The organism is Kitasatospora sp. YST-16 (assembly GCF_026802215.1).
Taxonomy (GTDB): domain Bacteria; phylum Actinomycetota; class Actinomycetes; order Streptomycetales; family Streptomycetaceae; genus Kitasatospora; species Kitasatospora cineracea.
This window is the reverse complement of sequence record NZ_CP113837.1, coordinates 1802473-1814274: the sequence shown is the minus strand read 5'-3', so window position 1 is coordinate 1814274 and position 11802 is coordinate 1802473. Positions and strand designations below refer to the sequence as shown.

General features: G+C 72.0%; 11 protein-coding genes. 5 read left to right on the top strand and 6 right to left on the bottom strand.

What is annotated here, in order from left to right:
• The first annotated feature begins 10 nt into the window (after nt 1-10).
• On the top strand, nt 11-739 hold the full coding sequence (locus tag OU787_RS08235; protein ID WP_030460757.1) for a GntR family transcriptional regulator: 729 nt from the start codon (nt 11-13) through the stop codon (nt 737-739).
• Nucleotides 740-756: 17 nt separating this feature from the next.
• Here OU787_RS08235 and OU787_RS08230 read toward each other — a convergent pair whose 3' ends face one another.
• Both OU787_RS08230 and OU787_RS08225 read right to left on the bottom strand, forming a co-directional pair.
• On the bottom strand, nt 757-1941 hold the full coding sequence (locus tag OU787_RS08230) for a zinc-binding dehydrogenase (protein WP_268658944.1): 1185 nt from the start codon (nt 1939-1941) through the stop codon (nt 757-759).
• 221 nt (nt 1942-2162) lie between these two features.
• Nucleotides 2163-4256: an alkaline phosphatase D family protein gene (locus tag OU787_RS08225; RefSeq protein WP_268658943.1), complete on the bottom strand. Its 2094-nt coding sequence runs from the start codon at nt 4254-4256 to the stop codon at nt 2163-2165.
• 384 nt (nt 4257-4640) lie between these two features.
• Between OU787_RS08225 and OU787_RS08220 the strand changes: the two genes are divergently transcribed.
• From OU787_RS08220 to phnE, 3 genes are read left to right on the top strand one after another with little or no spacing between them, the layout of a single operon-like run.
• Entirely contained in the window at nt 4641-5555 is a 915-nt protein-coding gene (locus tag OU787_RS08220; RefSeq protein ID WP_030460760.1) for a phosphate/phosphite/phosphonate ABC transporter substrate-binding protein, read from the top strand.
• Nucleotides 5555-6268 (top strand): phosphonate ABC transporter ATP-binding protein, encoded by a 714-nt coding sequence (locus OU787_RS08215; RefSeq protein WP_030460761.1) that lies wholly within the window; start codon nt 5555-5557, stop codon nt 6266-6268. Before OU787_RS08220 ends, OU787_RS08215 begins: the two co-directional genes overlap by 1 nt.
• Complete coding sequence (gene phnE / locus OU787_RS08210) at nt 6265-7086, top strand: phosphonate ABC transporter, permease protein PhnE (RefSeq protein WP_268658942.1); 822 nt, start codon at nt 6265-6267, stop codon at nt 7084-7086. Before OU787_RS08215 ends, phnE begins: the two co-directional genes overlap by 4 nt.
• Before the next feature lie 81 nt (nt 7087-7167).
• On the opposite strand, the gene OU787_RS08205 is transcribed toward phnE, so the two are convergent.
• The 4 genes from OU787_RS08205 to OU787_RS08190 all read right to left on the bottom strand — a co-directional run bounded on the left by OU787_RS08205 (nt 7168) and on the right by OU787_RS08190 (nt 10814).
• On the bottom strand, nt 7168-8163 hold the full coding sequence (locus tag OU787_RS08205; RefSeq protein ID WP_268658941.1) for a helix-turn-helix transcriptional regulator: 996 nt from the start codon (nt 8161-8163) through the stop codon (nt 7168-7170).
• 175 nt (nt 8164-8338) lie between these two features.
• A complete protein-coding gene (locus OU787_RS08200) occupies nt 8339-9517 on the bottom strand; it encodes a hypothetical protein (RefSeq protein WP_268658940.1) in 1179 nt (392 codons plus the stop codon).
• Nucleotides 9518-9624: 107 nt separating this feature from the next.
• Nucleotides 9625-9966, bottom strand: coding sequence for a hypothetical protein (locus OU787_RS08195; protein ID WP_268658939.1), 342 nt, complete (start codon nt 9964-9966; stop codon nt 9625-9627).
• Nucleotides 9963-10814, bottom strand: coding sequence for a hypothetical protein (locus OU787_RS08190; RefSeq protein WP_268658938.1), 852 nt, complete (start codon nt 10812-10814; stop codon nt 9963-9965). The genes OU787_RS08195 and OU787_RS08190 overlap by 4 nt, the downstream gene beginning before the upstream one ends.
• Nucleotides 10815-11172: 358 nt before the next feature.
• On the opposite strand from OU787_RS08190, the gene OU787_RS08185 reads away from it, so the two are divergent.
• Nucleotides 11173-11784 carry a Crp/Fnr family transcriptional regulator gene (locus tag OU787_RS08185; RefSeq protein WP_268658937.1) on the top strand — a complete coding sequence of 204 codons (612 nt, stop codon included), beginning with the start codon at nt 11173-11175 and terminating at the stop codon, nt 11782-11784.
• Nucleotides 11785-11802 lie beyond the last annotated feature (18 nt).

The following is an 11802-nucleotide window of genomic DNA, read 5'->3' as shown; positions in this document are numbered from 1 at the left end:
GTCGGTTCCCGTGAAGGAATCACTGCACGGCGTCGTCGCCGCCCAGCTGCGCCAGCGGATCCGGAGCGGCTCCTTGAAGGTGGGTGAACTCCTGCCCTCGGAGGCCGAGTTGTGCGAGGAGTTCGCCGCCTCCCGGACGCCGGTGCGGCAGGCGCTGGCCACCCTCCGGGAGGAGGGGCTGATCAGCGGGGGCCAGGGCCGCCGCTCGGTGGTGCTGGACGCGGTGCCCTCCCAGCCGTTCGAGTCGCTGCTCTCCTTCACCACCCGGGCCCGGCTGACCGGCCACGTCCCGGGCCAGCGCCTGCAGGAGATCGCCCTGCGCCGCCCGCAGGCGGCCGTCGCCGCGGCCCTGGAGGTCGACCCGGACGCCCTGGTGGTGCAACTGCTGCGGCTGCGCCTGCTGGACGGCCGCCCGGCGATGCTGGAACGGATGACGTACGTCGAGGCGGTGGGCCGCCCGCTGCTGGGCGCGGACCTCGACGCGGGCTCGATCTACGCCCTGCTCACCGCCAACGGGGTGGAACTGGCCGCCGCCCGCCACACCTTCGACGCGGTCGCCGCCGACGAGACCGACGCGCAACTGCTGGAGGTCGAGGTCGGCGCCCCGCTGCTGCGCGAGCGCCGGATCACCACGGACGCCCGCGGCGTGCCCGTCGAGTGGTCGGAGGACCGCTACCGCCCGGACGTGGCCAACGTGACGGTCACCAACACCCGTTCCGCCCGCTCCGCCCAGCTCTAGCCCCACCCGCCGACGCGTCACCCGCCGACTCCCGTCCGCGAGACCGACGAGACCGACGCGGCCGACGAGACCGACGCGGCCCGCGCGGCCGACGAGACCTGCGGGGCCACCGCCTGCCGGGGCGCCGCGCCGGTGCGGGCCGCCGCGATCGCGTCCTCGATCCGCTCCAGCGGGTGGGCCGCGGCGACCAGCGCGGCGAACGGGAACACCCGGTGACGCTCGCTCAGGAACCGGACGGCGGCATCCAGGTCGCGCGGCCGGTAGTTGTGCACGCCGACCACGGTGTGCAGGCCGCGGACCAGGCGCTCCGGGTCGAGGGCGACGGCCGGCCCGGGGGAGACCGAGCCGACCAGGACGGCCCGCCCGCCGACGGCCAGCGCGTCCAGGCAGCGCTGGACGGCGGCGGGCCGCCCGGAGAAGTCCAACGCGACGTCCACCTCCCCGGGCCGAGCCGCGCCCCCGTCCGCCACCCCGTCCCCGTCCGCCTCTCCGCCCGCGTCCAGCGCCTCGGCGGCCCCGAACCGCAGGGCCTGCGCCCGGCGTTCGGGGTCGGGGTCGACGGCGCTCACCCGGGCCCCGGCGGTGGCGGCCATCGCGGCGGCGGTCAGGCCGAGCATGCCCGCCCCGGTGATCAGCACCCGCCGTCCGGCGAGCGGCCCGGCGGCGTCCAGCGCGGCCGCGACGGTGGCGGTGGCGCAGGAGGCGGGGCTGGCGACGGCGTCGGGCAGGCCGGGCGGGACGGCGACCACGGCGGTGCCGGGCAGCACCACGCAGTGGGTGGCGAAGCCGCCGTTCAGCGGGGCCCGCTGGGACCACGGCTCGTGGCCGTACTTGCGCAGCCGCAGGCACTTGTGCGGCAGGCCGCGCCCGCACCGTTCGCACCGGCCGCAGGACGCGGTCACCGACCAGACCACCCGCATGCCCTCGGCGACCGGCGTGCCGTCCACGCACCGCACGCCGCCCGCGCCCACGCCGACCACCGTGCCGACCTGCTCGTGGCCGAGCAGCGAGGGCGCGGGGGAGGGGCGGTGGCCGGTGACGGTGTGCAGGTCGCTGCCGCACACGGTGGCGAGGTCGATGCGCACCAGCAGCTCCCCGGGCCCGGGCGTGCGGGCGGTGGCGGCCTCCAGCAGGGCGAAGGGCTTGTCCACCCCCTCCCAGCGGGCCAGGCGGACCGGAATCGTCTCCGTCGAAACACTCATGCCCCGAACTTGTCATGAAAACCCGCGCCGATCAACCACTTGTCATGACAAGTAGCGCGAAGAGCGGGCGACCAACGGGTGAACCCCCGCTCCCCGCCGGTCGAACAGCGGAGAACGGGGGTCGGAGCCAGCCGGAACCGGGGGCCGGGGCCGGAGCCAGGGGCCGGGCCGGAACCGGGAGTCGGAGCCGGGTGCCGGATCTGCCTCCGGCGGCCCTCCGATCAGGCCGGGTGCCCCAACTCGGTAGCCGTGCGCCGGACTTCGAACAGCCGCTTGCCGTCCCGGTCGATCCAGGTGGCGGTGAGCGTGGCCGGCGAGACGGTGGTGTCCGCGACCAGCTTCAGGAAGGTGTACGGCTGGACGGCGCTCGCCACCAGCGCCGGATTGCCCGCGTTCAGGCCGGAGATGGTGCTGCCGTGCAGCGGGCTGACGACGAACTGCCACAGGTCGTAGCCGATCCGCGGCCCGTAGTTCAGCGCCTGCGAGCTGTGGATGTCGCCGCTGACCAGGAAGCAGCCGGGGATCTTCTCGGCGGCCAGGAAGTCGAGGATCGCGTCCTTCTCGTACTGGTAGGTGGCCCAGTCGTCGGTCTCCGCGTTGCCCTTGTCGTCCCAGATCATGCCGGAGGCGATGGCCTTGAACGGGGCGGTGCTGGCGCGCAGGGCGGCGCGCAGCCAGTCCCACTGGACCTGCCCGATGCAGGTGGTCTTCGTGGGGTCGGCGAAGCTGGGGGCGGTGGTGCTGAACCAGCGCGGGTCGAGCAGGAAGACCTCGACCGGGCCGCGCCGGAAGGAGGTGTAGACGCCCTGCCCGGCGGTCCTGGTGGTCAGCCGGGTGCCGTCGGCGGCGTGGCCGAAGGAGGCGTTGGCGCGGTAGTCGACGAAGGCGGTGCGGGTGTTGGCCTTCCCGGAGAAGGAGCCGTTGACGCCGTTGGTGCCGAAGTCGTGGTCGTCCCAGGTGAACCAGGTGGGCGTGGTGGCGATCAGGTGGGCCAGCTCCGGCTGGGCGAGGAAGGTGCGGTGCTTGGTGCGGGCCACGGCGAGGTCGCCGGAGTCGATGTAGGGGTTGTCGCCGAGCATGACGAAGCTGTCGCAGCCCTCGTCGACGATCCGCGTCCACACGCTGTTCGGGTCGGACGGGGCGCAGGAGCCCAGCCCCATGGTGACCACCGCGGCCGCGCCCGCCGCGGGCGAGGTGGTGAACGACCCGGCCGGCAGGGCGAACCCGGGCGCGGCCGCCACCGGAGCGATGGTGAACTCGTAGCGGGTGGCGGGCTGCAGGCCCGCGACGTCCACCAGCAGGGTGTTGTCGTTGGCGGTCGAGACCGGGACGTCGACGGCGGTCGACCAGCCGTCGGCCCGGCGCACCGTGCAGCGCCAGGTCGGGTACGCGACCGGGTCCAGGCCCGGCCGGGCCCAGATCCGGGCGCTGCCGGTGTCCACGTGCCCGACCAGCGGGCCGACCGGCGGCTGCGCGGGCATCGGGGTCGGCACCACGGCGGGCGCCGTCCCGGCCCGGACGGCGGCGACGTACCCGGCCAGCGCGGTGAAGAAACTGCTGCTGTCCTGCACCGCGGCGGCGGGCTGGACGGCCGTCCCGGCGCTGTTGAAGCACTTGTCCACGGTCAGGCTGGTCACCAGGAACCGCCCCGTGCCGTGCGCGCCCTCCAGCAGCGCCGGGGTCGTCCCGCCGGTGGTGCAGGCCAGCAGCACCCGCATCGAGCGCCAGGAGCCGACGGTCTCCCAGCTGACCCGGATGCTCGTACTGCGCCCGGTCAGCACCCGCCCGCCGACCACCGGCAGCGCCGCGACCAGCGGGTGGTCGGTGGCCACCGGCAGCACCGTGTCGTAGTCGGCGTCGGTGCGCACCGCGGCCAGTTCGGACGGCAGGTAGGTGACCGCGGCCCCGAGCTGGTCGGACTGCGCGAGGTCCAGCACGGTGCCGCCGGCCGCCGCGAAGTCGCGCAGCGAGGCGGCCTGCGCGGTCACGTAACCCGGGTACACCGGGCCGTTGTTGGTGAAGCTGCCGAACGCGATCAGGTCCACGCCCTGGGCGGTCGCGGGCAGCGTCGGATCGAGCGGGACGACGGTGAAACCGGCCCGCCGCAGCAGTTCGGCCAGACCGGTGGCCTTGGTCCACTGGTCCAGGTACTCCAGGACGGCGGCCCGCGGCGCCGCCGCGGTCGCGGCGTGGGCGGTGGCGGTGGTGGCGGCGGTGACCGCGGTGATGGCGACGGCGGTGGTCAGCGCGGCCGCGCCGCCGACCAGGAAGGACCTCCGGTGGATCCCGTCCGGACTCATGGTGGTGCCCCTCATCTCTGGGTTCTCCTGACGTGTGACGTGCGACCGAAACCGTCGCAGTGTCGAGCACCCGCCAGCAATGACCTGTCACTACAAGTCATGCACTGTTCACCCGGCCCGGCCGCCACCGTCCCGCCGGTCCGCCGGCTCCGATCCGTCACCACTGCGGCCCCGATCAGCAGCGATTCCCCACCTCCGGCCGCTCCTCCCCTCCCCCCCGCCACCCGCGGCCGAGGCCACCGGGAGATGAACGGCAAATGACTTGTCACAACAAGTGGTTGACCTGGCCCGGCGCAGCTGACAGCGTTCCGGTGCCGGCCCACAGCGGCGCCCCGCCCGGCGATGCCGGGCCGCGCGACCCTGCCCGGCTCCTCCCCGCAGCTCACCCCGGAGCCCACCGTGCGCCTTCGCCCCCTCGCCCTCGCCACCGCCGGCGTCCTCGCCGCCGCCCTCTCCCTCACCGCCTGCGGCAGCGACGGCAGTTCCGCCGGCTCCGCCTCCGGCACCTGTCCCGGCGGGAAGATCCGCTTCGGCGTCGAGCCGTTCGAGGACCCCGCCAAGCTCACCCCGGCGGCCAAGGTCCTCGCCGACGCCCTCGGCGAGCGGCTCAAGTGCCCGGTCCAGCTCACCATCACCGAGGACTACTCCGCCGAGGTCCTCGCCCTGCAGAACGGCAAGCTCGACATCGCCATGTTCGGCCCGCTCGGCTACGTCTTCGCCCACCAGCGGGCCGGCGCCGAGGCCGTCGCCTCCTTCGGCGACAGCACCGGCAAGGTCTCCAGCTACACCGCCGGCATCTGGGTGCCCGCCGACTCCCCCGTCCAGGGCGTCAAGGACCTCGCCGGGCACTCGCTCGCGCTCTCCTCGGTCGGCTCCACCTCCGGCGACGCCCTGCCCCGCAAGGCCGTTGTCGACGCCGGGCTCAAGCCCGAGGACGTCAAGGTCAACTACGCGGGCGGACACGCCGAATCGCTGCTCGCCCTGGCCAAGGGCACCGCCGACGCCGCCGAGATCAACTCCCAGCAGCTCGCCAGCGCCACCGCGTCCAAGACCTTCGACCCCGCCAAGTTCCGCAAGATCTGGTCCTCCGACGCCATCCCCAACGACCCGATCACCGTCCGCGGCAGCCTCGACCCGGCGTTCAAGCAGGCCGTCACCGACGCCCTGCTGCACCTGCCCGGCGACAAGGTCGGCGAGATCGGCGCCCTGCTCGCGGTCAAGCCCGCCGCCCCCCTGGTCGCCGTCGACAAGTCCACCTACCAGCCGCTGTTCGACCTCGCCGACACCCTCCACCTGACCGACAAGGACCTCTGATGCTGGTGCTCTCCGACATCACCGTGCGGTACGGCGACCGGCAGGTCCTGGACGGGGTCCACCTCACCGTCCCGCGCGGCGAGTTCCTCGCGGTGCTCGGCGCCAACGGGTGCGGCAAGTCCACCCTGCTGCGCGCGGCCGCCGGGCTCGAACCGGTGGCGGAGGGCACGGTGAGCGTCGACGGCAGGGCGGGCGACCCGCTCGCCCTCGCCATGGTCTTCCAGCAGATCCACCTGGTGCACCGCCGCAGCGTCCTCGACAACGTCTGCGCCGGCGCCCTCGGCCGGCTCCCGCTGCGCCACTCCCTGCACCCGCTGCTCTTCCCGCGCGAACTGCGCGAGGAGGCGATGGCCTGCCTGGACCGGGTCGGCCTCGCCGACCGCGCCCACGACCGGGCCGGCCGGCTCTCCGGCGGCCAGCAGCAGCGCGTCGCGGTCGCCCGCGCGCTGTGCCAGCGCCCCGCCGTCCTGCTCGCCGACGAACCGGTCTCCGCCCTCGACCCGGCGGCCTCCGAACAGGTCCTCGCCCTGCTCGCCGAACTCGCCCACCAGGAAGGGCTCGCCGTCGTCGCCGTGCTGCACCAGCCCGCACTCGCCGCCCGGCACGCCGATCGGGTGATCGGCCTGCGCGAGGGCCGCATCGTCCTGGACGGCGCCCCCGACCGCGACGTCGACCACCTCTACCAGCCCGCACTCGCCGAGAGCCTGTCATGACAACCGCGCCCCGCGGCCTGCGCCGCCTCCCCGTCCCGCCCCGCCCCCGGCGCCCCCGCACCCTCGCCGCGGCGGCCGCCGTCCTGGCCCTCCTCGCCGTCCTGCACGTGATCGCGTGGAACACCACCGAGATGTCGCTCACCGCCCTCGCCGAGGGCTGGCACGGCATGGCCTCCTTCCTCGACGAGGCGTTCCCGCCCCGCCTCGACTGGTCCGTCCTCAAGCCCAGCATCGACGCCGCCCTGGTCACCCTCTGGATCGGCCTGCTCGGCACCACCCTGTCGATCCCGCCGTCCCTGCTCCTGGCCCTGCTCGCCGCCCGCAACGTCGCCCCCTCCCGCCCGGTCCAGCAGGCCGCCCGCTCCCTGCTCTCCTTCCTCCGCTCCGTCCCCGACGTGGTCTTCGCCCTGGTCTTCGTCACCGCCGTCGGCCTCGGTCCCTTCCCCGGCGTCCTCGCCCTGGTCGTCCACAACATCGGCGTGATGGGCAAACTCTGGGCCGAAGCCCTCGAAGACACCGACCCCGGCCCCGCCCAAGCCCTCCGCTCCGCCGGCGCCACCCGCACCCAGACCGCCCTCCACGCCCTCCTCCCCACCGCCACCCCCCGCCTCGCCGGCCTCCTCCTCTACCGCCTCGACGTCAACGTCCGCGCCTCCCTCATCCTCGGCCTGGTCGGCGCCGGCGGCATCGGCTTCCTCATCAACCAGTCCATCAAGCTCTTCCGCTTCGACGAAATGCTCACCCACATCCTCGTCGTCCTCACCCTGATCATCGCCGTCGACCTCCTCTCCGCCACCACCCGCCGCCGCCTCACCTGACCCCGCCCCACCCCGCGCAGTCCTGCCACCAGCAGGCGCCGGCCGTGCGTGGCCGGGTGGACAGGCCCGAAGGTGGGAAGGTCATTGCACGGCACCCCTTGCGTGGCGAGCACCGTTCTCGATGTCGTCGGCGTGGACGATGGCATCCGGGATGTCCGTGAACTGCATGAGGGCCCTGACGGAAACCTTGTAGCTGCGGCCCGCCCTCGCCACCGGAAGGGGGAACTGCCCCGCCCGGATCAGTCGGTAGGCCGTGGACTCCGGAAGCCCTATCACGCCGGCCGCCTCCCGGAGCCCGATGAACGCCGGATAGAGGTCCGAGGCGTAGTAGTAGAGGTTGCTGTTGGAGAACCGCGAGCGGGACAAGCCGGAAGCCTTGACCGCAGGGCTGATCGACCCGGACCGGCGCCCGGCCCGCATGTCCTCGTGGAAACCCTGCACGGCGTCGAAGCAGCCCAGGCCGTGGAGAAGGGCCCCGAGCCGCTCGCCCCTGATCTGCTCCGCGACCTCCGTATTGCGGATGCGGCTGATGTCGATGATCGACGACGCCCGCAGGGAGCAGTCGACGACCGGAGCCTCTGGCGGGGTGAGGGCGTCGATCTGGTCCGTCATGTGCTCGGGGGAACCGGTCCTACCCCGTTGGAAGGCGACCTCGAAGGCCGCCTTCACCATGCGATCCCGCACGAGGCGCGGCGGAACGCCCGTGGCGCTGGAGGCCCAGACCTCCAGCGCGGTCGCCACCATCGCCGAGCGGATCTCCTCACGCTCGACCCGGAAGTCCCGGGCGATCCGGCTGGAGAGCGAACGGAAGCAGGGGGTGATGCAGTCGAGGACGACCAACCGCCAGGTGTCGTCACCGTCCAGGTCGCCCAGCCGGCCCATGGCGATCAAGGACTCCCACAGCCGGGAACTCGGAGCGGACCGGACCCCGGCAAGGATCGCCTCGGCCCGGAAATTCGGATACGTGGGGTGCCGCTTGATGTCGCAATCCTTGACATTCCCCACATGTACGCACACCGGTTCGTTGCCGAAGATCTTTCGGGTGTGCGACTCGATCTGCTGGAAGATCCCTGACATGGCGCGCGCCTCGATCCGTGGTTGTCGCCTGCTGCCGGATTGCGGCATCCGGTCCTCGGCGTCCGATCTGGTTGATGAAAAGCGTGGAGGGAACAGCGGAGGGAAGGCCTGCGGCCGGACGGTGCCGAGGTGAACGGCAGCCGTCGGCCGCGAAGGCCCGCGGCCGGATCCGGGTTCAGGCCGCCAATTTCCTGGCCCGTAGACTCCATGCCTCCAGCACGGTCATGGCCTCACTGAGTTGCGCCACTGCGGTGGCGATGTCCTGGGCCGGGCCCCGGAGTTCGCGGTGTACGGCGATCATCACGTCCATGACGGTCCGGAACAGGGCGAGGGTCTCGGCCCCTTGACGAGCGGCAGCGGAGATCCCGACCAGCTGGTTCAGGAACCCCCGGTCATCAGCGCTCCAACGTGTGGACGGGACCTTCTGGAAAAGGTCGAGTGCGGCCTGCACGGTGGCATCGATGGCAGTCATCCGCCTGGTGAACCCCTGAGCGGACTTCCTCAGTTCGGAGGCCGGACCGGTCAGCGCGGCCGACAGCCTTTTACTGAAGGCGAGTTGGACGCTCATCGGGCTTCCGTCCCGGGCCGCGCGCCGCATGTCGGGGCCCAACTGCTCGGCTGCTGCGGCGATGGCGGTGACCAGCGCGATGATCGCCGTGATGTGGCCCGACGTCGCCTCCAGGCCCGGTGCCAGCCCGGTGAACCGTTCGAGTAGGCCGGGAGGATCGTCCCCCGGGGGATTCGCGGTTCCGGCCGGGCTGCCACTCGGCGGCCCGTCAGGCTCGGCACCGGTCGCACTGTGGTAGGCACGGACGGGGACGAGCGGGGCGAAACCCTCGCGCAGCATCAGCGAGAGCGCCTCGGCCAGTTCGTCCCTGGCCTTGACCAACTCAGCAGGTGAATGGCTGAAAGCGATGGTGCGGAACGGCGCGACGTCGAACGGCAGTCGGCCCGCCTCCCCGATGTGGATGACCGGCTTGCCCGTGGCGTGCCGCAGGCCCAACCCATACATGACATCCGGATCACCGCCGCTCACGTCGGCGATCACCAGGTCGGCTGCCAGCAGCTGCCGGTAGATCTGCTCGGTGATCTCGCCGGTTCGGGAGATCTGGTCGAACCGCACGGGTTCGATGCCGAGTTGGGAACAGGTCGGTTCGACGATCGTTTCGAAGACCAACGGGGCGTCGGTACGGGTCCGGTGGGCGGGTGAGTCGATCTCGGTACGCGGTTTCCCCGTCGGGCCGATGACGAAGCAGCTCTGTGACCGGTCCGCCGTGCGGATACCGGAGTCGGCAACCGCGCCGTCGCTGGTCGGCTGGGCGAGTACGAGGGCGGATGAGGTGCCGGCGGTCATACGAAGTCCTCCAACAAGTGTGGGTCTGAGGCACTGTCATGGCCGTTCGGGCGGTGTGCGGGTCCTGGGCCTGCGCCATCCGGGATGACGCAGGCCCAGGACCGCCTTCACGGGCCGGTGTCCCCTGGGGGGTCGAGCGGCGCGGCGTCTGGGCCGATCGGGCCGACCAGCCGCCGCCACTGCGCACGCAGTTCGCGGAGCAGCTCCTGGAGGCCGACGGCGAGGCCGTGGGCGGCGTGGGAGGTCCGGCGTTCGCAGGAGCGCGACGGATCGCACGGGCAGGTCGACTGGACGACGATGGTGAGGTTGCCGTTCAGGCCGTACACCGCCATGCCCTGTTGGACGGACTGCCTCAGGTGCTGGTGCTGGCCGGCCGGAACGGGGACCGGCAGGTGCCCGGCTGCCGTTGCTGCCGGGCCCGGGGGTGGGAAGGCGGGAGGCGCTGTCATCGGCACGGCCCCTTGCGGGCCGTCGTCGTGGTGAACGAGAGTTGCACGTTGTCCGTGGAGCTGTTCGCCAACGCCATTCCCTGGCCCACCTCCTGAACGACGTCCGTCCGCATCCGGGGCCCGGGGGCCCGAGTCGGGTCCTCATCCGCCGGGAGCGGCATCGGGGCCACCGTCTCGGACGACGTGCCGGGCGGGGGGACGGCGAGCAGGCCGCCGGAGGGGGCGGGTACGTAGATCCAGGCCGGCGCGCGGAACGTCTTGCCCGGTACGGTAGCGATGGTTCTGACGAACCGGTCCGGGTGCAGTGCGCAGTACCGGGCGGCCACGACGTCCTGGTACACGCGGTCCGAGACGATGGCTCCAAGATGCGTCGCGTGCGGACTGGCCTCCGCCATGGCCCACTTGAGCGCACTGGCGTCCACCAGCCGGTGGGCTTCGTTGCGAGCCGCGCCGTAACCGTCGCTGGGCCCGCCCTCGGCGGGCAGCGGACCGCACGTGATGGCAGCCCGCAACCGCACCTGCCGACTGCCGGACGTGGTGTTGTGGAGGGCGAGGCACGCCTGAAGTGCGGGGAGGAACCGGTCCAGCAGCCCCGGAAGGTACTTCGGCGAGAACCCGAAGACGAACCCATCGCCGCTGTCACGGAGGAACAATTTGTTCTCCCGAACCGACTCGAGACCGGCACGGGAGAGCGCTTCGTCGGTCAGTTTGCCGATCACATTGGCGAATTCGGCCTGGATCGAACCCGGTTGCTGGGTGAATGCTTCCTGATCCAGAACGATGACACCGCGGTGGTCGGGCAGCGGCATGCCCAGGAACGTGCGGTTGCCATGGGCAGGGTTGGTCATCGAGCCTCCTGGGCACGTGCTGTCCCGGCCGGCAGCGGATTGCCGGTCCGGCCGTCCGTTCTCGTCCTCCACCAGTGTGGGGCGGCGAGGAACCGCGGCATGGTGCCGTTGGTACCGAGGAGCGGGACCGGAATGTGCTACGCGCGCGCGGTGAAATGGTGTGGATTGCTTGGAATAACCTCGCCAGAATGACACTGAAGGGTGAAATTTTTCTGATGTTTCCCCAATTTTATTCGAATCGGCGAGGAGTGGGCGGGAATGCAATATCTTGCTGGCCATGTACGGTGCTGGGAATGGACGGCGGGCCCTCCCGGAGGGCGCAACTTTCCGAGGCCTGATGGGTGGCCGATGGAATGAGATGACTGAAGGGTGGCGGCCCAAGGTGCTGGAACCCGGTGATCTGCTGATCCGCCAGGGATCTTCCTCGAGCGAGGTCTTCGCGGTGCAGCACGGTTCCTTCAGGGTCGAACGGTGGGAGGAGTGCCGCGACCAGCCCACTGTGCTGGCCTTCCGCGCCGCCGGCGACCTGGTCGGGGAGACACCCATGATCGAACCGGAAGCGCCGAGGACGGCCCAGGTCGTCGCCCACACCCGGGCGGTGGTGCTGGTCGGGCAAGCCGAACGGCTCAATTGTTTCCTGAGGTTCAAGAAGGCCGAGCGCCTGTTCACCACGTACCTCGCACACCGGGCGCACGAGATGTCGGTGGTCCAGGGCCGGGGGGACGCGGAAGTCCGGCTGGCCACCCTGGTGTGGCCGCTCGTTCGCGATGAGCTCCGCAAGACCGGCAACCGGACCGGGCAGGTGGTGCTGAAGGTCAGCCGGGAGCATCTGGCCCAGGGGCTCCAGCTGGGGCACCGCAGGGCTCGCGGATTGCTGGACGGCCTCTCGATCGGGCACTTCCACAGCAAGGGGATGCTGACGATCTACCTGACCCAGTGGGCGGAGCGAGTGTCGGGGCTGCGAGGCTGATCCGCGTGCCACGACGTG

Coding starts and splice junctions, on each gene's coding strand:
- OU787_RS08230 (WP_268658944.1), bottom strand. CDS start 1,941: ATGAGTGTTTCGACGGAGACGATTCCGGTCCGCCTGGCCCGCTGGGAG.
- OU787_RS08225 (WP_268658943.1), bottom strand. CDS start 4,256: ATGAGGGGCACCACCATGAGTCCGGACGGGATCCACCGGAGGTCCTTC.
- OU787_RS08215 (WP_030460761.1), top strand. CDS start 5,555: ATGCTGGTGCTCTCCGACATCACCGTGCGGTACGGCGACCGGCAGGTC.
- phnE (WP_268658942.1), top strand. CDS start 6,265: ATGACAACCGCGCCCCGCGGCCTGCGCCGCCTCCCCGTCCCGCCCCGC.
- OU787_RS08205 (WP_268658941.1), bottom strand. CDS start 8,163: ATGTCAGGGATCTTCCAGCAGATCGAGTCGCACACCCGAAAGATCTTC.
- OU787_RS08200 (WP_268658940.1), bottom strand. CDS start 9,517: ATGACCGCCGGCACCTCATCCGCCCTCGTACTCGCCCAGCCGACCAGC.
- OU787_RS08195 (WP_268658939.1), bottom strand. CDS start 9,966: ATGACAGCGCCTCCCGCCTTCCCACCCCCGGGCCCGGCAGCAACGGCA.
- OU787_RS08190 (WP_268658938.1), bottom strand. CDS start 10,814: ATGACCAACCCTGCCCATGGCAACCGCACGTTCCTGGGCATGCCGCTG.
- OU787_RS08185 (WP_268658937.1), top strand. CDS start 11,173: ATGACTGAAGGGTGGCGGCCCAAGGTGCTGGAACCCGGTGATCTGCTG.